This window comes from Streptomyces graminofaciens, assembly GCF_030294945.1.
GTDB classification, from domain to species: domain Bacteria; phylum Actinomycetota; class Actinomycetes; order Streptomycetales; family Streptomycetaceae; genus Streptomyces; species Streptomyces graminofaciens.
In genome coordinates, this window is sequence record NZ_AP018448.1 from 5,590,058 (window position 1) to 5,612,346 (window position 22,289).

At 71.6% G+C, this 22,289-nt stretch carries 16 protein-coding genes and 1 other RNA gene; 5 read left to right on the forward strand and 12 right to left on the reverse strand.

Annotated elements, in window-relative coordinates; all coding sequences use genetic code 11:
* Nucleotides 1-186: 186 nt before the first annotated feature.
* Nucleotides 187-1,170 (reverse strand): LysR family transcriptional regulator, encoded by a 984-nt coding sequence (locus SGFS_RS23930; protein WP_286253214.1) that lies wholly within the window; start codon nt 1,168-1,170, stop codon nt 187-189.
* 119 nt (nt 1,171-1,289) lie between these two features.
* Here SGFS_RS23930 and SGFS_RS23935 point away from each other — a divergent pair, with 119 nt between their 5' ends.
* The 3 genes from SGFS_RS23935 (at nt 1,290) to SGFS_RS23945 (ending at nt 6,217) form a co-directional block, all read left to right on the forward strand.
* A complete protein-coding gene (locus tag SGFS_RS23935; RefSeq protein WP_286253216.1) occupies nt 1,290-2,603 on the forward strand; it encodes an MFS transporter in 1,314 nt (437 codons plus the stop codon).
* A 267-nt stretch (nt 2,604-2,870) separates the two neighbouring features.
* Entirely contained in the window at nt 2,871-5,207 is a 2,337-nt protein-coding gene (gene yicI, locus SGFS_RS23940) for an alpha-xylosidase (RefSeq protein WP_286253218.1), read from the forward strand.
* Entirely contained in the window at nt 5,207-6,217 is a 1,011-nt protein-coding gene (locus SGFS_RS23945) for a LacI family DNA-binding transcriptional regulator (protein ID WP_286253220.1), read from the forward strand. Before yicI ends, SGFS_RS23945 begins: the two co-directional genes overlap by 1 nt.
* A gap of 113 nt (nt 6,218-6,330) precedes the next feature.
* Here the strand turns inward: SGFS_RS23945 and SGFS_RS23950 are convergent, their stop codons facing one another.
* The 7 genes from SGFS_RS23950 to ftsE all read right to left on the reverse strand — a co-directional run bounded on the left by SGFS_RS23950 (nt 6,331) and on the right by ftsE (nt 11,882).
* Nucleotides 6,331-6,963 carry a hypothetical protein gene (locus SGFS_RS23950; RefSeq protein ID WP_286253222.1) on the reverse strand — a complete coding sequence of 211 codons (633 nt, stop codon included), beginning with the start codon at nt 6,961-6,963 and terminating at the stop codon, nt 6,331-6,333.
* A gap of 75 nt (nt 6,964-7,038) precedes the next feature.
* Nucleotides 7,039-7,438: a transfer-messenger RNA gene (ssrA, locus tag SGFS_RS23955) on the reverse strand.
* Between the two features lie 114 nt (nt 7,439-7,552).
* Entirely contained in the window at nt 7,553-8,092 is a 540-nt protein-coding gene (gene smpB / locus SGFS_RS23960; RefSeq protein WP_286260032.1) for an SsrA-binding protein SmpB, read from the reverse strand.
* Nucleotides 8,093-8,185: 93 nt separating this feature from the next.
* Nucleotides 8,186-9,376 (reverse strand): S41 family peptidase, encoded by a 1,191-nt coding sequence (locus SGFS_RS23965; RefSeq protein ID WP_286253224.1) that lies wholly within the window; start codon nt 9,374-9,376, stop codon nt 8,186-8,188.
* 126 nt (nt 9,377-9,502) lie between these two features.
* Nucleotides 9,503-10,090 carry a hypothetical protein gene (locus SGFS_RS23970; protein ID WP_286253226.1) on the reverse strand — a complete coding sequence of 196 codons (588 nt, stop codon included), beginning with the start codon at nt 10,088-10,090 and terminating at the stop codon, nt 9,503-9,505.
* A gap of 137 nt (nt 10,091-10,227) precedes the next feature.
* The gene (gene ftsX, locus SGFS_RS23975) at nt 10,228-11,139 is read right to left on the reverse strand and encodes a permease-like cell division protein FtsX (protein ID WP_286253228.1); all 912 of its coding nucleotides are present in this window, start codon (nt 11,137-11,139) and stop codon (nt 10,228-10,230) included.
* Nucleotides 11,140-11,192: 53 nt separating this feature from the next.
* The gene (ftsE, locus tag SGFS_RS23980; protein WP_286253230.1) at nt 11,193-11,882 is read right to left on the reverse strand and encodes a cell division ATP-binding protein FtsE; all 690 of its coding nucleotides are present in this window, start codon (nt 11,880-11,882) and stop codon (nt 11,193-11,195) included.
* Nucleotides 11,883-12,124: 242 nt separating this feature from the next.
* Here ftsE and SGFS_RS23985 point away from each other — a divergent pair, with 242 nt between their 5' ends.
* Entirely contained in the window at nt 12,125-12,316 is a 192-nt protein-coding gene (locus SGFS_RS23985) for a hypothetical protein (protein WP_286253231.1), read from the forward strand.
* 88 nt (nt 12,317-12,404) lie between these two features.
* On the opposite strand, the gene SGFS_RS23990 is transcribed toward SGFS_RS23985, so the two are convergent.
* The 4 genes from SGFS_RS23990 to SGFS_RS24005 all read right to left on the reverse strand — a co-directional run bounded on the left by SGFS_RS23990 (nt 12,405) and on the right by SGFS_RS24005 (nt 18,134).
* A complete protein-coding gene (locus tag SGFS_RS23990; RefSeq protein WP_286253232.1) occupies nt 12,405-13,238 on the reverse strand; it encodes a hypothetical protein in 834 nt (277 codons plus the stop codon).
* A 324-nt stretch (nt 13,239-13,562) separates the two neighbouring features.
* Nucleotides 13,563-14,669: a peptide chain release factor 2 gene (prfB, locus tag SGFS_RS23995; RefSeq protein ID WP_286253234.1), complete on the reverse strand. Its 1,107-nt coding sequence runs from the start codon at nt 14,667-14,669 to the stop codon at nt 13,563-13,565.
* Nucleotides 14,670-14,976: 307 nt separating this feature from the next.
* Complete coding sequence (locus tag SGFS_RS24000) at nt 14,977-16,212, reverse strand: serine/threonine-protein kinase (protein WP_286253235.1); 1,236 nt, start codon at nt 16,210-16,212, stop codon at nt 14,977-14,979.
* A gap of 161 nt (nt 16,213-16,373) precedes the next feature.
* Nucleotides 16,374-18,134, reverse strand: coding sequence for a serine/threonine-protein kinase (locus tag SGFS_RS24005; RefSeq protein WP_286253236.1), 1,761 nt, complete (start codon nt 18,132-18,134; stop codon nt 16,374-16,376).
* Nucleotides 18,135-18,536: 402 nt separating this feature from the next.
* Here SGFS_RS24005 and SGFS_RS24010 point away from each other — a divergent pair, with 402 nt between their 5' ends.
* Complete coding sequence (locus SGFS_RS24010) at nt 18,537-22,211, forward strand: FHA domain-containing protein (protein WP_286253237.1); 3,675 nt, start codon at nt 18,537-18,539, stop codon at nt 22,209-22,211.
* The last annotated feature ends 78 nt before the right edge of the window (nt 22,212-22,289 follow it).

Sequence of the window (22,289 nt, forward strand, 5' to 3'; positions counted from 1 at the left end):
GGTCCTTCGGCCACTTCTTCGCTTGCACGCACATCCCCCCGGGGACAGTTCGGGGTGCGTGTTCGATGGCGGGCCGTCGCACTTTCCTGTACCGGACCGGGCCCCCACCCGGTCCGGGGCGCCCCGCCCATCACACGCACCCGGGTCCCGAATGTAGGGGTGCGAGGGAAGCTCGTGCGCCCGAAGTCAGCTCGAACTCATCATGATGAGTGCATCTGCGGCCGGAATCCACCCGTTCTGGGGACGCGACAGCCATACTTCCGCGCGCGCCAGCTCGGCCGCCGCCTCGCGGAGCGCATCGAGCCCGGGATGCACGAGCCCCTTGCGCCACACCAACGAGACGGGCGAGAGCGGCACGGGGTCGACGAGCGGCCGCGAGACCATCCCGTCCAGCGCGGGCATGCCCACCACGGCGAGCACGGGGGTCCGGGTCTTCGCCATGATCCGCCGGAACTCCTCGGCCCCCACGGCGAGCGGCGCGGGCGGCGCCAGCCTGGCGCCGTGCAGCTCGAAGAGCAGGCGCGCCAGCTCCGTCCACTCCGGCGTCCGGGGGTTCCCGGCCCCCGCGTACACGCTCTCGCCCCGCAGCTTCGGCATCGGTACGGCGTCGAGCTCGGCCAGGGGGTGGTCCTCGGGCAGGAGCACGGCCATCGGCTCGTACCGCACGGGCTGTTGGGAGAGCCGGGCGCGGGCCGCCGGGCCGAGCCCCGCGAACCGGCCGAACGACACGTCGAGCCGTCCCGCGAGCATCTCGTAGGAGGCGTGGGTGAGTCCGCTCTCGTAGCGGGCCATCAGCTCGTGCTCGGGGGCGAGTTCGCGGGCCCGTTCCAGCACGCGGCGGTTGGTGGCCAGCCCTTCCGAGTTGAGGTCCACCAGCAGGGGCCGGGGCTGCGCGAACGCGCCGACCAGCGCGTCATGGGCCTCCACCACCCGCCGCGCGTACGGCACGAGCCGCTCCGCGTCGGGTGTCGGCGTCACCTGCCGGGTCGACCGTACGAAGAGTTCGACGCCGAGGTCCCACTCCAGTTTCCGGATGTCCCGGCTGAGCGCCGGCTGGGCTACGTAGAGGCGGGCGGCGGCACGGGTGAAGTGCAGCTCTTCGGCGACGGCGAGGAACGCGCGCAGGAGGCGGGGGTCGACCGTCTTGGTGGATGCGGGGTCGTCGGACACCCCGGGAACTTATAACCGACTCGACTTAATCGCCACGGAGTAAGTCTTGGACGTGCGTTGACGTGAGGGGCGACGGTTGACGCATGCCGCACTCCTCGCCCGACAGGGCCTCTTCGACCATGCCTCCGTCCGGGAGGACGGCTCCCCTGCTCACGGTCACCGCTGACACGTTGGTGGCCGCCGACTTCGGTCCTCGCGGGCGGCGCGGACCGGCCGGGCAGCCCCGCGCCCCGCGTCGCCCTCCGGGCCCGTACCGCCGTCTCTTCACCCACCCCGGGGCCCTCGCTTTCACCGTCGGCAACCTGATAGCCCGACTGCCCATGGGCATGTTCAGCGTGAGCGCGGTCATCATGATCGCCGGGTCGCGCGGCTCGTACGCGCTTGCCGGTGCCGTCGTCGCGACGGGGCTGGGGGCCACGGCGCTGGTGGCCCCCTGGACCGCGCGGATGGTGGACCGTCACGGCCAGGCGAGGGTGGCGGTCCCGGCGACGGCGATGGCACTGCTCGGCGGCTCGGCCCTGGTGGCCTGCGTGCACTGGGACGCCCCCGACTGGACCCTGTTCGCCTCCTACGCGGCCACCGCCACCGCCCCCAACACCGGCGGCATGTCCCGTGCCCGCTGGGCGCACCTCCTGAAGGACGACCCGGCGGCCCTGCACACCGCGAACTCCTTCGAACAGGCGGCGGACGAGCTGTGCTTCATGCTGGGCCCGGTGGTGGCGGCGTTCGTGTGCACGGCCTTGTTCCCGGAGGCGGGCACGCTGATCGGCGGCCTCGTCTGTATGACCGGCGTACTGATCTTCGCCGCCCAGCGCGCGACGGAGCCGCCGCCTCGGGGTCGTACGCCGGTGAAGTCCCCGATCCGCACCCCGGGTATCGCCCCTCTCCTCCTGGCCTTCCTCGCCACGGGCGCGGTCTTCGGCTCGCTGGAGGTCGTCACCATCGCCTACGCGGACGCGCGCGGCCAGGCCTCGGCGGCGGGCGTGGTCCTGGGCCTGCAGGCCGCGGGTTCGTGCGCGGCGGGGCTGGCGTACGGCGCGCTCCGGGTGACGGCCCCCGCCGAACGCCGCTTCCCCCTGTGCCTGGCGGCCATGACGACCCTGATGACCCTCCCCTGGCTCGCGGCCTCCACGACGGACTCGCTCCTGGCCCTGGCCCCGGCCCTCCTCCTGGCCGGCATGGCCACCGCGCCGACGATGATCACGTCCATGGCCCTGGTCCAACGGCTCACCCCCGAGGGCCAGTTGAACGAGGGCATGACCCTGGCGGTCACGGGCCTGCTCGGCGGGGTCGCCGGAGGCTCGGCACTGGGCGGCTGGGTCGTGGAGCACACCGCCGGGTCGGGAGCTCTGGGGTTCGGCGTGCCGGTTGGGGCGGCGGGGGTCGCGCTCGGGGTGGCACTGCTCGGGGGCACATGGCGCCGCCCCTCGTGACCCCGGGTCGCTCATCGCCCCCGCCGCCCCTACCCGTCCCATTCCTGTCAGCGGCCCGTGAAGCGGCACCCCGGAACGCCTCACCCGTTCGACCACTCGCACGTGTCACCCTATTTCCGCGCCTCCCATTGACGCGATCACACCTCACCCATACCTTCGCCCGTCGAAGCGCTTCGACATCACTCGTCGAAACGGTTCGCCCACACCCCGAGAACGATTTCCCCGCTGTGACCGATTTCCCCGCCGGACCGCTTCGGGAGGCGACAAGTGAAGTTCACAGACGGCTACTGGCTGCTGCGCGAGGGCGTGACCGCCGCTCATCCGGCCGAGGTCCTCGACGTCGTCGAGTCGGAGGACGGCGCGCTGGAGATCCATGCGCCGACCCGGCCCATCCGCGGCCGTGGCGACCTGATGACAGGGCCGGTCATGACGATCCGCGCGCACACCCCGATGCCCGACGTCATCGGCCTCACCCTCACCCACCTCACGGGCGAACAGCCACGCGGCCCCGAGTTCGACCTCACCGGGAGCCATGCCGTCCCCCAGGTCTCGTACGACGACGGGCACGCCACCCTCACCTCCGGCACGCTGTCCGTCCGGTTCGCCCGCTCCGGCCCCTGGCAGGTCGAGTTCCTCGCCCACGGCCGCACCCTCACCTCCAGCGGCCCCAAGAACATGGGCATCCTGACGGACCCGACCGGCGCCCACTATCTGCGCGAACAGCTGAACCTCGGCGTCGGCACCTCCGTCTACGGCCTCGGCGAACGGTTCGGTCCCCTCGTCAAGAACGGCCAGGTCGTCGACATCTGGAACGCCGACGGCGGCACGGCCACCGAACAGGCCTACAAGAACATCCCCTTCTACCTCACCGACGCGGGCTACGGCGTCTTCGTCGACCACCCGGGCAAGGTCTCCTTCGAGGTCGGCTCGGAGGCGGTCTCACGGGTCCAGTTCAGCGCGGAGACCCAGGAGTTGACGTACTACGTCATCCACGGCCCGACCCCGAAGGACATCCTCCGCAAGTACACGGCCCTGACGGGACGCCCGGCCCTGCCCCCCGCCTGGTCGTTCGGCCTGTGGCTCTCCACGTCCTTCACCACGTCGTACGACGAGGAGACCGTCACCTCCTTCATAGAGGGGATGCGGGAGCGCGAACTCCCCCTCTCCGTCTTCCACTTCGACTGCTTCTGGATGCGGGAGTTCCAGTGGTGCGACTTCCGATGGGACCCACGGGTCTTCCCCGACCCGGAGGGCATGCTGGCCCGCCTCAAGGAACGCGGGCTGCGTGTCTGCGTCTGGATCAACCCGTACATCGCGCAGCGCTCGCCGCTCTTCGCGGAGGGCAAGGCGCTCGGCCATCTGCTGCGCAGGCCCGACGGGAGCGTCTGGCAGTGGGACATGTGGCAGCCGGGCATGGCACTGGTCGACTTCACCAGCCCGGCGGCCCGCGACTGGTACGCGTCCAAGCTGGAGGCGCTGCTCGCCCAGGGCGTCGACTGCTTCAAGACCGACTTCGGCGAGCGGGTGCCCCTGGACGTGCTGTGGTCCGACGGCTCGGACCCGGAGCGGATGCACAACCACTACACGTACCTCTACAACCGCACGGTCTTCGACGTGCTGCGCAAGCAGCGGGGAGAGGGCGAGGCGGTCGTCTTCGCGCGCTCGGCGACCGCCGGGAGCCAGAAGTTCCCCGTGCACTGGGGCGGTGACTGCGAGGCCACGTACGAGTCGATGGCGGAGTCACTGCGCGGCGGGCTCTCCCTCGGGCTCTCCGGCTTCGGGTACTGGAGCCACGACATCGGCGGCTTCGAGGGCACGCCGGCCCCGGCACTGTTCAAGCGCTGGCTGGCCTTCGGCCTGCTCTCCTCGCACAGCCGACTGCACGGCAGCTCCTCGTACCGCGTGCCCTGGCTCTTCGACGAGGAGTCCGTGGACGTACTCCGCCACTTCACCCGGCTGAAGCTGAGCCTGATGCCGTATCTGTACGAGGCCGCGCGCGCCGCCCACACCGAGGGGGTGCCGATGATGCGGGCGATGGTCCTGGAGTTCCCGGACGACCCCGGCTGCGCGCATCTGGAACGGCAGTACATGCTCGGCCCCGACCTGCTGGTCGCGCCCGTGTTCGACGATTCCGGCGAGGTCGCGTACTACGTCCCCGAGGGCACCTGGACGCACCTCCTGACCGGCGGGACGGTGACCGGCCCCCGCTGGGTGCGCGAGAGCCACGGGTTCCTGAGCGTGCCGCTCCTCGTCCGGCCCGGCTCGGTGATCCCGGTCGGCGCGGTGGCCGACCGCCCCGACTACGACCACGCCGACGGGGTCACGCTGCGGGCGTACGGCCTCGAACGCGGCGCCCAGGTGACGTGCGTCGTCGGCGACTCGACGTTCACGGTGGTACGCGAGGGCGACACCCTGCGGGCCTCGTGCGGCGAGCCGAGGGCGCCCTGGGGCCTGGCGGTGGGCGGCAGGGAGGTACGGGCGAAGGCGGGCACGGGCTTCCTGACCATGGACCTGGACCGGGACCTGGACGGGGACGGGGACGGGGACGGGGACCTTTCGGTCTCGGACCCTGGCTCGGACTCCGCGACGAAGGGGTCGGCGTGATGGTGAAGATCACCGATGTGGCACGGCACGCGGGCGTCTCCCCCAGCACGGTCTCCTACGCCCTCAGCGGCAAACGGCCGATCTCGGCGGAGACCAGGGCCCGGGTCGAGGCGTCCGTCCGCGAACTGGGCTACCGTCCGCACGCGGGCGCCCGCGCCCTGGCCAGCAGCAAGTCCCATGTGCTGGCGATAGTCGTGCCGTTACGGGCCGGGATCAATGTGCCGGTGGTGATGCAGTTCGCGGTGTCGGCGGTGACGACGGCCCGCGCGCACGACCACGACGTACTGCTGCTGACGCGGGAGGAGGGCGAGGAGTGCCTGCGCCGGGTCGCCGACACTGCCCTGGCGGACGCCCTGATCGTGATGGACGTCCAGCTCCACGACCCCCGGCTGCCACTGCTGCGCGCCCTCGACCGCCCGTCGGTACTGATCGGCTTCCCCGCCGACACCGAAGGGCTGACCTGCATCGACCTGGACTTCAAGGCGGCGGGCGAACTGTGCGTGGAGCATCTGGCGGGCCTGGGCCACCGGGTCGTCGGGCTCATCGGCTCACCGCCGGAGGTCTACGTCCGCCAGACCGCGTTCGCGCAACGCGTCGTCCAGGGCTTCACGGCCGCCGCCGCCCGCCACGGCATGTCCTCCACGGTCCACCCCTGCGAGGCCACACCGGCCGCGGCCCACAAGGTCGCCGAGCGGCTGCTGCGCGAACAGCCGGCGCTGACCGGGGTCGTCGTCCACAACGAGGCGATCCTGGAACCCCTCCTGGAGGCGTTCGAACAGCTCGGCCTACGGGTCCCGGGCGACCTGTCGGTCACCGCCCTCTGCCCGGACGAGCTGGCCGCGAACCTCCCTGTCCCCGTCACCTCCATCGCCATCCCGACCACCGAGGTGGGCGAGCGGGCGGTGCGACTGCTGATGCGGAAACTGGAAGGCGCCCCCGTACCGCAGTCCACGCTCCTGCCGCCCCGGCTGACGGTGAGAGCGAGCACAGCACGCCGTGTGACCGGGTGACGAGCGGCCTCACAGCCCCGCACGGCAGACGGGAATTTGACGACAGGCTCTAGGGCGTGTTTCGAAAGTCCCGTCTGCCCTCCGGGCGGACGACGCCACTTTCGAAACACGCCCTAGACGACCCCCAGGTAGTTCACCGTCCGGCCCGGCCCGAGCTCGGCGGCGAGGCGTTCGGCCAGGCTTTCGCCCACCCGCTCCAACTCCCGTTTCCTGGCGTCGAACTCGTCCTCGTCGCGGGCCGACACGTAGTCGTTCATCGCGGCGTCGAAGTCCGCCGCCCAGCGGTACAGGCCGGCGACGAGATCGTCGGAGAGGCCGAGCGCGGCCGTGGGGTCGTCGGGGGCGAAGTCGCCGAAGCCCTCGGCGCGCAGGGGGTACCACTTGAACTCGGCCAGCATGGTGATGCGGACCGGGTGCGGTGGGACGGGGTGGAGCTCGGCGGCCCAGTGCAGGCCGTCGCAGCCCCAGCACACGAACTTCGTCGTGCCGTGCCGCTCGTCCCAGTAGCGCACCACCCAGGCCGCGCCCAGGTGCTTCGCCAGCGCCCGGGCGTACTCCAGGCCCGGCCTGTACTCCGACAGGGCTTCCGGGAGCGCCAGTTCGGGGTCGTCGAGCGGGACGAGGTACGTGAAGTCGTCGAGGTCCGCGAGGGCTTCGCTCTGCTCCGCGTACGGGATCAGGTACAGCGGCGACGGGCCGCCCTGCGGACGGACGAGCACATGCCGCGGTTCGGGTGCGTGGCTCATACACGGCAAAAGCCCCGCCGCTCGAAAGCGACGGGGCCTTGCCCACATGGGTTGGGAGGTCAGCAACCCTCCCGATCGTGGAGATGGCGGGAATCGAACCCGCGTCCAACGGTGCAGAACCAGGGCTTCTCCGTGTGCAGTTCGCTGTGATTTTCTCAGCCCCGGCGATCACGCGAACAAGTCGCCGACGGGCTCAGTCACTGTTAGATTTCCCTCTTCACCCCGTGACCGGGATCAAGGTTTAGTCCCCTAGCTGATGCCAGGATCCGGGTCGGGAACACTCCCGGGCTGACACTCCCTTTAGTAAGGAGTTCGCGAGTCGCTACCTGAGATCAGGCGGCGAGGGCGAACGACTTGGGAGAATCGCTCTTAACAGTGGCGATTATTTTTTTCGGCCTGTGGTTTACGAGATCATGGCCGCTTCCTCGACACGCTTCCCCTGCCTCGACATCCGCTGTCGAAACCGATCATCCCCATGTTGTTTTTTCAATTCCCTCCGGAAAAATCCGGAGAGAGTCACGCACCCGCTGTGAGGTACGGAGCCATCGTACGTGACCGACGCGAGCGTGTGCCACCGCATTCCGTGTGGCTACGCCCGCTGCTTGCGCTTCGCCGCCGCGATGGCGCGGTCCGACTCCCGCCGGTCCTGCTGCTCCCGCAGGGTCTGGCGCTTGTCGTACTCCTTCTTGCCTCGCGCGAGGGCGATCTCGGCCTTCGCGCGGCCGTCCTTGAAGTACAGGGCGAGGGGCACGATCGTGTGGCCCGTCTCCTGGGCCTTGGACTCCAGCTTGTCGATCTCCTCACGGTGCAGCAGCAGCTTGCGCTTGCGGCGCGCGGAGTGGTTGGTCCAGCTGCCCTGGTTGTACTCGGGGATGTGGGCGTTGTGCAGCCACGCCTCGCCCCGGTCGATCTGGACGAAGCCGTCGGTCAGCGAGGTCCGGCCCTGGCGCAGCGACTTCACCTCGGTGCCGGTGAGCACCAGACCGGCCTCGAAGGTGTCGATGATCGCGTAGTCGTGCCGGGCCTTCTTGTTCTGGGCGACGATCTTGCGCTTGCCGCCCTTCTCGCCTTCCCTGGCCTTGCCGGCCCCTCCGCCCTGCTTGGGCTGGGACTCCTTGGGTACGTACATTCCCTTGCTCATAGTGCCGTCCATTTTCGCACTACGGAGGGGGTCCACGGGAAGCCGATTAACGAGGGAGGCTCGCGGGGGTGGGGCGGGGGCTCACTGGCCCAGTCCGCTGAGGACCGTCTCCGCGCGCTGGAGCACCTGCTGGTCGGCCTCCAGGTCCGGGGTGATGCCCGTGCCGTCGACGCCGTGGCCGGAGGGGGTGCGGTAGTGGCCGACGGTCAGTTCGGCGACGGAGCCGTCGGGGAGGCGGCTCGGCAGCTGCACCGAGCCCTTGCCGAAGGTGCGGGATCCCACGACCACCGCGCGGCCACGGTCCTGGAGGGCCCCGGTGAGCAGCTCGGCCGCGCTCATCGTGCCGCCGTCCACCAGCGTGACGAGGGGCCTGGTGGTGTCGCCGCCGGGGTCGGCGTGCAGGGCCTGCTGCTCGCCGTTGACGTCGTAGGTGGCGACGAGGCCGCCGTCGAGGAAGGCGGAGGCGGAGGTGACGGCCTCGGCGACCAGTCCGCCGGAGTTGCCGCGCAGGTCGAGGATGATCCCGGAGGCCTTGGAGGCCTGCTCCACGGCGGCCTTCACGAGATCGCCGGAGCCCTTGGTGAAGGCGGCGATCCTGATCACGGTGATCCCGCCGGTGAGCTTGCTGACGGTGACGTCGTCGGTGGTCAGCCGGGCCCGGCGCAGGGTCTCGCTCCACCGGTGGGTGCCGCGCCGCAGACCGAGCACCACCGTCGTACCGGCGCCCGCGTCCTCGGCGTTCTTGTCCTTGCCGTCGAGCGCGTCGCCGCGGAGTAACGAGACGACGTCCGTGACCGGGCGGCCGTCGACCTTCTCGCCGTCGACGGTGAGCAGCAGGTCGCCCGCGCGGATGCCGGCCTCGGCGGCGGGCGAGCCCGCGCGGACCCGGCTCACCTCGATCCGGCCGTCGCTGTCGCGGCGGGCCCAGAGGCCGACGCCGGTGTACTCGCCGTCGAGCGCCTCCTCGAACTCCTCGTACTCGCCCTCGGAGTAGACCGCGCCCCAGCGGTCGCCGCTGCGGCTGACCGCGCCTTCGGCGGCCTCCAGCGGGGACTTGCCCTCGGCCATGGCCTCGGCGGCGGCGTCGGCGACGTCCTCGCCCTGCGCGGCCGGGGTGGCGCGGGACGTGCCCGTGGCGGAGGGCGTCTTCCGGTTCGGGTCCTCGAAGGAGCCGGTCGCGGCACCGGCCGCGAGGACGCTCGCGAAGACCAATGTCAGGGCCGCCCCGCGGCCGAAGCGGCGGGGCTGGGAGAACAGGTCGCGGCCCGGCATGTCGGCGAGTCTAGGACAACGCGAAGGGCCGCACCGGCCGATGCCGGTACGGCCCCATTGGCGTGCGTCACACCTTCAGGTACTTGCGCGGGTACGTGTTCGGTGCGAGGAACGCGGCCCCGCGCGTCACACCAGGTTGTACTCGGCGGCCTTGGCCAGGTTCACCGCGTAGGCGCCCCACATGCCCTTGGCGAAGAGTCGGTTGCCCTTCTCGGTGAGGGGGTGCTTCTGCCAGACGGCCTTGGGGCCGGAGGCGGTCACGTCGAGGACGAGGTAGCCGTTCCTCTTCACCAGCTTGAAGGTGATGTTCTTGCCCGCCCCCTCCAGGTGCCCGGGGAGGGACTTCAGGGTGAAGTACGTCTTCCCGACCTTCGTCACCTTGACCGGGTTGCAGTCCTTGACCATCTTCAGGCAGATCTTCTGGCCCTGCTTGACGGTCTTCGGCATGCCCTTGATCGGGAACACACCGTTCATGATCTTGTTCATCTTCTTGAAGGACACTTCGGCCGGGGTCGTCTTGCGGATGACCCGGTAGGTGAAGTGGTACTTGTAGTCGGCCTTCGCGGCGACGGCCGTCGTGGCCGCCGCGTTCTGGGCGCCGGCGGCCGGTGCGGCCGAGGCCGGGACGGCGGGCAGCAGCAGGGCCGCGCCGAGCGCCGCCGTCACGGCCGTACCGGCCACCCGCTTGCCCATGCCCCCGTTGATGTCACGCATGATCTTGTGGATCTCCTCGTTCACTGACGTTGCTTCCGAGAACCGGAAGCCCGATCGGTCGAGAAGAGCTTATCGATCAACATTCGCGCAGGTGGTAAGCGTCGCGTCTCTAGATCGTCATGGGCATGCAACAACGGTCAGACCTTCAGATACTTCCGCAACGCAACGAAAGCGGCGAGACCCGGCATCAGCAGACCGATCGCCAGCACCAGCGGCAGCTTGGCGATCACGACGTCCCAGCCGATGAAGTTGACCAGCGGGATCTGTTCCGCGAGCCAGGAGTCGACCAGGAAGTACTTGCCGCCGACGAGCAACGCGATGGCGAAGCCCGCGCCGATCAGCCCCGCGATCGCGGCCTCCATGATGAAGGGCGCCTGGATGTAGAAGCCGGACGCGCCGACGAGACGCATGATGCCGATCTCCCGCCGGCGGCTGAACGCCGAGACACGCACGGTGTTGACGATCAGCAGCAGCGCGACGATCAGCATCAGCCCCATCACACCGAGGGCCGCGACGTTCATCCCGCCGAGCAGGTCGAACAGGTTCTCCAGCACGTCCCGCTGGTCCTCGACCGACTGCACACCGGTCCGCCCGGAGAACGCGGTGTCGATCACCTTGTACTTCTCCGGGTCCTTGAGCTTGATCCGGTACGACTCCTGCATCTGGTCCGGCGTGAGGGAAGCCGCCAGCGGGGAGTCCTTGAACTGCTCCTTGTAGTGCTTGTAGGCCTGGTCCGACGACTCGTAGTAGACGTGCTCCACGATGGAGAGCTTGTCCAGGTCGTTCTTGATCTGCGCCTTCTGCTGGGTCGTGACGGCGCCCCTGGCACAGTTGGCGTCCGCCTCCGCGTCCGCCTTGTTGCAGAGGAAGATCGACACCTGGACCTTGTCGTACCAGTAGCCCTTCATCGAGCTCACCTGGTCCCGCATCAGCAGGGAGCCGCCGAAGAGGGCGAGCGAGAGGGCCACCGAGATGACGACCGCGAAGGTCATCGTGAGGTTGCGGCGGAGACCGACACCGATCTCCGACAGGACGAACTGCGCGCGCATGGCGTCTGGTCAAGCCTTTCCGTGGACGTCGTCTGGAGGGTGATCAGACGGGGTCAGTGCTGGTAGCCGTAGACGCCGCGTGCCTGGTCGCGGACGAGACGGCCCTGCTCCAGCTCGATGACGCGCTTGCGCATCTGGTCCACGATGTTCTGGTCGTGGGTCGCCATCACCACGGTGGTGCCCGTCCGGTTGATGCGGTCGAGCAGCTTCATGATGCCGACGGAGGTCTGCGGGTCGAGGTTGCCGGTGGGCTCGTCGGCGATCAGCAGCTTGGGCCGGTTCACGAAGGCCCGCGCGATGGCGACACGCTGCTGCTCACCACCGGACAGCTCGCCCGGCCTCCGGTCCTCCTTGCCGCCGAGGCCGACCAGCTCCAGCACCTGGGGCACGGACTTGCGGATCTCGCCGGGCGACTTGCCGATGACCTCCTGGGCGAAGGCGACGTTCTCGCCGACAGTCTTGTTCGGCAGCAGCCGGAAGTCCTGGAACACCGTCCCCAGCTGGCGGCGCATCTGCGGCACCTTCCAGTTGGAGAGGCGCGCGAGGTCCTTGCCCAGGACGTGCACCTGCCCCTGACTGCACCGCTCCTCGCGGAGGATCAGCCGCAGGAAGGTGGACTTTCCGGAGCCGGAGGACCCCACGAGGAACACGAACTCGCCCTTCTCCACTTCCAGGGACACATCCCTGAGTGCGGGGCGGGTCTGCTTGGGGTAGACCTTGGACACGTTGTCGAATCGGATCACGGATACACCACAAGCCGTCGGGGATGGATGACCGTGACTGTACCGTCCCCCCGCCTTGTAAGGGGCGCGGGGAACCGCGCGAGCGACCGCGACGCACCCGCGGCCGCGCCACAAGGGCCCCCGCCCCTTTCGTAGGCGCCCGCGCAACCTCCGGAGGAACCTGGCACAGTGGAGGAGAGGAACGGTCCGGCTCCGCGAAGCGTTGAGGTATGTGTGAGGCCATTGCAAGGAGGGCGAGGCGCATGACGTACGACCGGTTGGTGTGCGCGAACTGCGCGGCGCCCGTCGCCGAGGGCCGCTGCCATGTGTGCCGGGCCAGTCGCGAGCGGCTCCAGCAGGAGAATCCCTTCGCGGGCCTGAGTCCCGTGACCCTGATCGCCCTGCTGGCGATTCTGATAGCGGCCGTGGCGCTGCTGGCCCATCAGACGGTGTAGGGACGGACGGCAGAGCCGGACGACAGAGCGTACGACGACGAAGGCCCGGGGCTTGCTGCCCCGGGCCTTCTCTGTTTCGTGCCTGCGATCAGGCGGCGGCGCCGCGGCCGGCCATCAGGCGCGGCAGCAGACGGAAGCCGATACCGCCGGCGATCATCGTGGCCGCGCCGACCAGCAGGAACGTGGTCTCGGCGGCACCCGTCTCGGCCAGCTCGCCGCTGCCGGAGCCCTGGGCCTGGCTGTCCGAGCCGGTGTCGGTGATCTGAGCGGAGCCCTCTTCCTGGACGACCTCGTCGTTGCCGCCGTCGGTGTCGGTGCCGCCGGTGGAGGAGTCGCCGCCGGTCGAGCTGTCGCCACCGGTGGAGGAACCGCCTCCGGTGGAGGAGCCACCGCCCGTGGAGGAGTTGCCGCCGGTCGAGCTGTTACCGCCCGTGGAGGAGTTGCCACCCGTCGAGCTGTTACCGCCCGTGGTGGTGTCGCCGCCGGTCGAGCTGTTGCCGCCCGTGGTGGTGTTACCGCCCGTGGTGGTGTCACCGCCCGTGGTGGTGTCGCCACCGGTGGTCGTGTCGCCACCGGTCGCGGTGTCACCGCCGGTGGTCGTGTCACCGCCGGTCGTGGTGTCGCCACCGGTGGTCGTGTCGCCACCGGTCGTGGTGTCGCCGCCCGTGGTGGTGTCACCGCCGGTCGTGGTGTCACCGCCGGTCGTGCCCGTGGACGTACCCACATTGGTGTTGCCGTCGGTGTCGCCGTCGGTGTCGACCGAGACGCCGACGTCGGCGGAGACACCGTCGTCGGCGCTCACACCGATGCCCACGCCGAGGTCGAGAGCGGAAGCGGCGCCCGCGGCGGTCAGCGAGGCGCCGGCGGCGATCACGGCACCCGCGGCTATACGCGCCACGCGGATCCGCGTCTTCTTCGTCATATGGCTGCTACCCCCAGTAGCTCATCAGTAAATGGAGCAGCGCCCGGGGCCGCGATCAACGGGCGGTCGCTTCCTGTACGAAGCCCCCCGGTTCACATGCGCCCCAGTAATGCGCATGCCACGCGCCAGCCTTCCCAGTTTTCTCAGCAACGTCAAGGTCGTTGCGTACGCGATGTCCTGTTCACTGGGGTTTGGTCGTGGTGAGGTCATGTGACTGTGACGTAAAACCCAGACATCCCCTCACACACGACCTAAACGAACAAGGCAACTACCGTCCGGTAGACGGCAGTTGCCTTGTCGACAAAGCGCTGTGCGCGCGGCGCGCTACTTCTCCTGCTGCTTGCGCCAGCGAATCCCGGCTTCCAGGAAACCGTCGATCTCGCCGTTGAACACGGACTCGGGGTTACCGACTTCGTGCTCCGTGCGCAGGTCCTTGACCATCTGGTACGGGTGCAGGACGTACGAACGCATCTGGTTGCCCCAGGAGTTGCCCCCGTCGCCCTTGAGGGCGTCCATCTTGGCCTGCTCCTCCTGCCGGCGCCGATCGAGCAGCTTCGCTTGGAGGACGTTCATCGCGGACGCCTTGTTCTGGATCTGCGACCGCTCGTTCTGGCAGGAGACGACGATGCCCGTGGGGAGGTGGGTGAGGCGCACCGCGGAGTCGGTGGTGTTGACGCCCTGGCCGCCGGGCCCCGAGGACCGGTACACGTCCACGCGCAGCTCGGACTCGTCGATCTCGACGTGGTCGGTCTGCTCGACCACGGGGAGCACCTCGACACCGGCGAAGGAGGTCTGGCGACGCCCCTGGTTGTCGAAGGGGGAGATACGGACGAGCCGGTGCGTGCCCTGCTCGACGGAGAGCGTCCCGTACGCGTACGGCACCTGGACGGCGAAGGTGGTCGACTTGATGCCGGCCTCTTCCGCGTAGGACGTCTCGTAGATCTCGGTCTTGTAGCCCTTCTGCTCCGCCCAGCGCAGGTACATCCGCTGAAGCTTCTCCGCGAAGTCGGCGGCGTCGACGCCACCGGCCTCGGCGCGGATGTTGACGAGGGCCTCGCGGGCGTCGTACTCGCCGGAGAGGAGGGTACGGACCTCCATCTCGTCGAGGGCCTTCCTGACGGAGGTCAGCTCCGTCTCGGCCTCGGCGAGGGTGTCCGGGTCGTCCTCCTCCTCGGCCATCTCGAAGAGGACGCCGAGGTCGTCGATACGACCGCGGAGGGCCTCGGCCTTCCTCACCTCCGCCTGGAGGTGGGAGAGCTTGCTGGTGATCTTCTGCGCCTCATCGGGGTTGTCCCACAGGGACGGCGCGGCCGCCTGCTCCTCGAGCACGGCGATGTCTGCCCTCAGCTTCTCGAGGTCCAGGACGGCCTCGATCGACTCCATGGTCGAGGAGAGGGACTTCAGCTCTTCGGATACATCGACGACTGCCACGCCCCCAGCGTAACGGCTCCGCCGGGTGGGCTGGGGCGGGGTGGCCCGGGGTGGAGGGGTGCTCGGGGTGGGTGAGTGTGCCCAGGGGGTCGGGGGGTGGGGGTGCATTGGCGGCTGCGGGTGGGTGGGGGCTGGTCGCGCAGTTCCCCGCGCCCCTTAAAAGCACAGGCCCTGCGCCGCATGAAAGCGGACGGGCCTGCGGGCCTGAAAAGCGCGGGGCGCAGCCCGGGCTTTTCAGGGGCGCGGGGAACTGCGCGATCAGCCGCGATGTACCCGCACCCGCCGACGCACCCAGACCACCCGAGCTCTACGGCGACGTCGGTGCCGAGTTCTTCGTGTCGGAGGGGGTGCCGCCCCCGTCGTCGCCCGACGTGGCCGCCCATGTGCCCACCCCGACCGCCGCGATCAACGCCACCGCCGCCGCGCTCAGCGTGATCCGGCGTCGGCGGGCCACACTCGCGCGGTTGCGGGCCGAGCCGGGGCGGGGCGCGCCCGATGCGCGTGGCACCCGGGCCGTGCCGCGGGCGCCGCCGGCCAGCTCGTCCGGCCCGGGGACCCTCATCGACGTGTGCGTGTCCCGGTTGGAGTCCGGCTTCGCGCCGGGCACCAGCGGCACCGCCCCCCGCCGCACCCGCTCCCGCGGAGCGACCGGCGCGGCCTCCTCCTCCAGCGCTTCCGCGGCCTCCGAACCCGGCTCGTCGACGTCCAGCGGCGGCATCCCGACCAGCAGCGGCAACTGCTCCCGCAGCCGCGCCGCCAGCTCCGACGCCCGCAGGCGGGAGGCGGGGGCCTTCGCCAGGCACTGGACCAGCAGCTGCCACAGCTCCTCGGGGATGCCGGGGAGGGGGACGACCGTCTCCGTCACATGGCGGCGCAGTACGGCGCCGGGGTGCCCGCCGCCGAACGGGGTGAAGCCGGCGAGCAGCTCGTACAGCACGGTCGCGAGTGCGTAGATGTCGACGGCCGCGCGCGGCGGCAGGCCCTCCACGATCTCCGGGGCCAGATAGTCCGGCGTGCCGATGATCTTCGTCGCGCGGGTACGGCGAGGAGAGTCGATCAGCTTGGCGACGCCGAAGTCCGTCAGCAGCGCCGGATGCGCGCCGCCGGGGCCGAGCGGGCCCTGCATGTCGAGCAGGACGTTCTCCGGCTTCACGTCCCGGTGCACGATCCCGGCCGCGTGCGCCGCCGCCAGGCCGTCCGCCACGTCGGCCACTATGGCGACCGCCGCCTCGGGTGCCATCCGCCGCTCGCGGTCGAGGCGGGTCCGCAGATCCGTGCCCCGGACGAGGTCCATGACGAGGGCGAGGTCGTTGCCGTCGACCACGAGGTCCCGTACGGAGACCACGTTGGGGTGGTCGAGTCCGAGCAGCGCCGTGCGCTCCTGGACGAAGCGGCTGACGAGTTCCTGGTCGGACGAGAGGTCCTCGCGCAGCAGCTTGATGGCGACGGGGCCTTCCGGCCCCTCGCCGAGCCACACCGTGCCGGCGCTGCCCCGCCCCAGAATCTGGTTCGCGGTGTACCGGCTTCCGATCTTCCGTCCCAAGACTGCTCCTACAGGCCGCGTGTTGGCGACAAAGCTACGCGTCCCAAGAGCCAACCTTCACCGCGGAGGCGGAAATCACCCCTCAGATGTCGACATGTCGTCAACCTCGGCCGTCGGCACCGGAATCGGTGGCGGTGCGGCTATCGGTGGCGGTGCGGCAGTCACTGGCCGGAGCCGCTGCCCAGGTCCTTGAAGAACTTGACGGCGTCGCCGCCCCATTCGGTCAGCTGCGCCCAGTAGCCCTTGCCCGTGCCGATCCAGCTCTGGAGGGGGGTGAACTCCCAGACCAGCCAGCCCGCGACGAAAAGGATGACGATCATGAACAGGCAGCCCTTGAGGCAGCCGAGCCCGGGGATCCTCATCGGGTTGGCGCTGCGCTGACGCGGCTCGCGCGGCGGCCTGGGCTCGCGCTGCGGGCGCGGCGCCGGCTGCTGGGGCTGCTGCGGGGGCGGCGCGTACCGCTGCGGCTGCTGCTGGGGCGCGGGCGCGTACGGCTGTTGCTGCTGGGGGTAGCCGTAACCGGCGGCCGCGGGGGGCGGTGGCTGCTGCTGCCTGCGCTGGGGCGGCTGCTGCTGGCGGGGGCGCTGGGGTGGCTGCTGCGGGGGCTGCTGCTGCGGCCGGGCGACCTGGCGCTGGGGGCGGCGGCGCAGCGGGTCCTCGTTCGGGTCGAGGTACTGGACCTGCGTCTGCTCGTTGCGGTCGCGGGCCGCGCGCAGCTGGGTCTGCCAGGGGTGCGGCTGCTCCGGCTGCTGCCCGCCGGGCTGGTGCGGCGGCACCGGCGGCATGACGGCGGTCGGGTCGGCGGCGCCGTGCGTGGGGAGCACCGTGGTGGCGTCGGCGGCACCCGCCGCGCCTGACGTGTTCGGGAGGACGCTGGTCGCGGCGTTCGGGTCGTAGGCGTTCGGGTCGTAGGCGTTGGGGTCGTACGCGCCCGCGCCGTGCGGCGGCAGGACCTGTGTCGCGTCGGCCGCGCCGGGCACGCCGCCCGGGGTGACCGGGACCGTCGCGGGCGCCGGGTCGGGGGCCAACAGGGCTCCCACGCTCTCGGCGGCGGCGATCTGCGCGGAGTTCGCGTGCACGCCCACGCCCTCGGCGACGACGCGCAGCGCACGCGCGAGGTTCTCGGCGCTGGGCCGCTCGTCGGGGTTCTTGCGCAAGCAGCGCTCGATGACCGTCCACAGCGGGTCGGGAACGGTGGAGGGGCGGCGCGGTTCGGCACTGAGGTGCTGGTGGAGCACTTCGAGCGCGGTCTGGCCGTTGAACGGCGGGCGTCCGGTGACCACCTCGTAGAGGAGGATCCCGGCGCCGTAGATGTCGACGGCGGAGGTCTGCGGGCGGCCCTCGGCGGACTCGGGGGCGACGTACGCGGGTGTGCCGACGAACTCGCTGGTGCGGGTGAGGCCCGGGGAGTCGGCGAGGCGGGCGATGCCGAAGTCGGTCAGCATCGGGTACATCTGGCCGCCGCCCTGCTTCAGCAGGACGTTGGCGGGCTTCAGGTCGCGGTGGACCACCTGGTCGGCGTGGCTCGCGGCGAGCGCGTCGGCGACCTGGGCGGTGAGCAGGGCGGCGCCGACGGGGGTGAGCGGGCCGTTCTCGCGCAGATAGCGGTGCAGGTCCGGGCCGTCGACGAGGTCCATGACGAGCGCGAGCAGATCGCCCTCGACGACCAGGTCGCGGACCCGCACGATGTTCGGGTGGGTGAGCCGGAGCAGGACGGAGCGCTCGCGCAGGAAGCGCATCACGATGTCCGGGTCGCTCGCCAGCTCCTCCTTGAGGACCTTGATCGCGACGGTCTCGCCGGGCTGGCCGGCCACGGCCGCCTCTGCCCCCGCGGTCTCCCGCTGGCGGGCGCGCCAGACGGTGCCTGTGGCGCCGCGTCCCAGCGGCTCCTCAAGGAGGTACTTGCTCCCTACCGGCCGCACGTCATGCGCTCCCTGTTGCTTGCTTGCCTGACCTGGTCCTGATGCGGACGCTGCGACCCACTGTAGTGCCGCCGCCCGCAGGACCGGGGTGTCGTCTCCGAGAACCCGGACGCGTTCGCTCGATGGAGAGACGCTCGTCCTTGACCGGTTGGTTGCCCGGAAGCAGACGTGACCGATCTCAAGTGATCAACTGGCGGACGCTGGTCAGGCACTTTTGGGGGCAGAGCCGACCAATCAAGATCACTTGACGGTGGGCGGCGGGCGCGTTGTCAGCGGCAGGTGGGAGGATGCCTCCACTACTGGCCGACGTGCCCGTGAGCGGTGGGGGAAGTCTGCGGTGGGGACCGCGCAGTCTCGTCCTTGCCGTCGCGGGTGCCCGCGCGGAAGGGACCGCTGACGGCGATGCAGATCCGGCTGACCGTCATAGACCCGCTGGGACCGACCTCGGAGCCGCGAGCCCGTGCCACGGCCTGCGATGTGCTGGTCACGGCGCCGGCCGGGACGGCGCTCGCCGCGGTCGCCTCGGGCCTGGCCTCGGCCGTGGGCGGCGAGGGCGGCGTTTCTTCGCACGAGCGGGGCCGCGAGCCCGGCGGCACCCAGGTGGTGCTGTACGCGGGCGCCGAGCGCCTCGACACCCAGCGCTGCACCCTGGGCGAGCCGCCCCTGATCGACGGCGCCGTGCTCTCCCTGGGCGCCCCCACCGAGGCGGGCCCGGAGGCCGACGAGGCCGCGGCCCAGCTGCATGTGGTGGCGGGCCCCGACGCGGGCGGCGTCCACCTCCTGCACGGCGGCAAGATCCACATCGGCCGCTCCGCCGACGCGGACGTCCCGCTCGACGACCCCGACGTCTCCCGGCTGCACTGCGCGGTCACCCTCTCCGCCGACGGCCGCGTCTCGGTCGCCGACCTCGGCTCCACGAACGGCACGACCCTGGACGGCGCGCGCGTGGGGGACCGTCCGGTGCGGCTGGTCCCGGGCGCGTTGCTCCAGATCGGCGAGTCGACGCTCCGGCTGGCCTCGTCCTCGGGCTCGGCAGCGGTGGGGACCACGCCGGACGGGGAGGGGCATGTTCGGGTGGCGGGCGGGGCTTCGTCGCCTTCGCCGTCCTCCTCGGCGCCGCCGTCCTCCTCAGCGCCGTCGTCCTCAGCGCCGTCGTCCTCGTCCGGAACAGGGGTGGGCTCCGGCTCGGGGGGTGTGCCCCGGCAGGTGGCGTCCGGGCGGAGTTCGGCGGGGGGCTCTTCAGGGGCCTCGGAGCATGGGCGTTCGGAGCCGTTGGTGCCGGGGCAGGGCGGGGCTCCGGGGATCGAGCGGGCGTCGCGCGCGGCGGGGTCCGGCAGCGCTGGGGACGGGTCCGACGGTCTCGGCGAGGACCCGCCGAACGCGCTCGACTCCGGCACCCGCAAGGGCACTCCCCTCCGGGGGACGGACGTGCCGGGCGGGGTGCGGAAACGCGGGGGGTTCGGCGCGTGGGCTCGGCGGCTCACCGGGGGGCGCGAGCAGTCGGGCGCGGGGCACGACCCGTACGAGTACGACTACGACGATGACGACGCCTCGTACGAGGCGCTCTCCTCGGTGTCGGCGACCGCCGTGCAGCGGCTGCCCGAGACGTGGCCGGACCCCGCCGCGCTGCTGCTGACCGCGCTCGGGCCCGGCCCCCGGCTGTGGGAGCGGGGCCCGGGGCACCCGGAGACGCTGACGGTACGGCTGGGGACGACCGACCGGGCGGCGCCCGACGGCTCCGGCACGCTGCCCGCCGTGCCGGTGACCACGGCACTGCGCGAGGTCGGCGCGCTGGGTCTGGCCGGGCCGCGCCCGCGGCTGCTGGGGCTGGCCCGCGCGGTGGTGGCCCAGCTCGCCGCGCTGCACGCCCCCGACACGCTGGAGCTCGTACTGATCAGCGCGGACCGCCACCGCCCCGCCCAGGAGCGCACGGCCGACTGGTCCTGGCTCGGCTGGCTCCCTCACCTCCGCCCCGCCCACGGCCAGGACTGCCGTCTCCTCCTCGCCTACGACCGCGACCAGGCCACGGCCCGCTTGGACGAGCTGCTGCGCCGGGTCGAGGACCACGCGCAGGACAGGGCGTCGGCGGGCCTCGGGACCGGGGACACACGGGGTGCGGCGGACTCGGCCGACATGCCCGGCAGGCGGGCGTCGCGCCGGCCCTCCTGGGCGCGGGACGACGACCCGGCCGCCGGTGGCTTCGCGGGGCCGTACACGGTGGTGGTCGTGGACGGGGACCCCGGGGGCGCCGACGTGCGGGAGGCCGTGGTGCGGCTGGCGCAGGAGGGGCCCGGCGCCGGGATACATGTCGTGTGCCTCGCCGAGGCGGAGGCCGCGTCGCCCGCCTCGCCGGTGACGGAGACCTACACGGCGGCCTGCGAGGCCTCGCCCGCGTTCCGAGCGTGCGGGGCCGTGGCCCTGCTCAGCGGTGATGTGGCGACGGCGCTGCGGCTGTTGCGGGTCGCTCCCGGACAGGTGCCGGCGGAGCCCAGGGCCGGGGGCCAGGCGCGGGGCGAGGTGCACGCGCGCGAGGCCGACGCGGCGGTGCCGGCGAGCCGCTCGCACCCTGAAGCCGATGCCATACGTGTGGTCCGTCCCGGCGCCGGTCGTTCGGCGCAGGCGGACCCCGAGGCCATGAGCCGTACGCACACCGGTACCGGCCTGACGGCCGGGCAGGCCGATCGCACGCATCCCGGCACGGAGGACCTCGCCTCGTTCCTGGCGCCCGAGACCCCCGGTCTGCTGAACGGCGGCACGGTCGCGACGCTGGACGCCGTGTCGGCGGCCTGGGCGGAGCGGTTCGCGCGGGCACTGGCGCCGCTGCGCACGGACGGGGCCGCCGGGGACCGGCAGGCCCGGGTGTCGGCGCCGCTGCCCCAGTCCGCCCGACTGCTGGACGAGTTGGGGCTGGCGCGGGCCACCCCCGCGTCGCTGATGGCGCGTTGGGCGGACGCGGCCGACGACCGGTCGGCGGTCGGCGGGCGGGCCTGGGCCGTGCTCGGCGCCGGGCCGCGCGGGCCGGTCTCCGTGGACCTGGTCGCCGAGGGCCCGCATCTGCTGATCGAGGGGCCGGCCGGGAGCGGCCGTACGGAGCTGCTGCGATCCGTGGCCGCGTCGCTGGCCGCCGCCGAGCGGCCCGACCGGCTCGGGATCGCGCTGGTCGACGGCCGGGACGGCGGCGGTGGTGGCGGGAGTGCGGGTGGGGGCGGGCGGCCCGGGGACGGGCTGGGGGTCTGTACGGACCTGCCCCACGTCGGTACGCATCTCGTGGCCAACGACCCGGTGCGGATGCGGGAGTTCGCGCAGTCGTTGAGTGCCGAGCTCAAGCGGCGGGCGCAGTTGCTCGGGGAGTCCGGGTTCGCCGACTGGCACACCCGGCGGGAGGTGTCCGGGCGGCTCGTGAGCCAGCGGTCGGGCTCCGCCGGGGGGCAGGTGGGTGAGAGTGCTGCCGGGGCGGCGGACATCGACGCGCCGTCCAGTGCGACGGTGCGGCTTCGGCCGGGGGCCGGGCGCAGGAGTGCCGAGCAGGATCGGGGTGGCGCCGAAAGGGCGGTCGGGCTGCCGCGTCTCGTGGTGATCGTCGACGATCTCGATGCCTTGCTGTCGCCCGCGCTGGGTTCGCCGGGACGGCCTGCCGCCGGGTCGGTGGTGCGGGCGTTGGAGGCCGTGGTCCGGGAGGGCGTGCGGCTCGGGGTGCATCTCGTCGCGGCCGCGGCGGAGGGCTCCGCGTGGGGTGCCGGGGCGGGTGAGCTGGGGCGGGCGGTGTCGCTGCGGGCGTCGTTGAGCGCGCCGGTGCCGGGGCCGGACGAACCCGGCCCCGGGCGTGGGGAGTTGGTCGTGGGTGAGCAGGGGCGGAGGATGCCGTTCCAGGCGGGGCGGGTGACGGGGCGTATTCCGCGTACGGCGACGCTCCGGCCCACTGTCGTGCCGTTGGAGTGGGCCCGGATGGGGGATCCGCCGACGCGGCGCCCGGTGCGTGAGCTGGGGAACGGGCCGACGGATCTGGCGCTGCTGGCGAGCGCGTTGGAGAGGGCGGCGCGGGAGGTTTCGGCCGTGCGGGTGCCGTCGCTGCTGTGACGGTCGGCTGTGTGGCGGCCGCGCCCTTCAGGGGGCGCGGGAAACTGCGCGAGCAACGGCCACCGGCCGAAAGCCGTC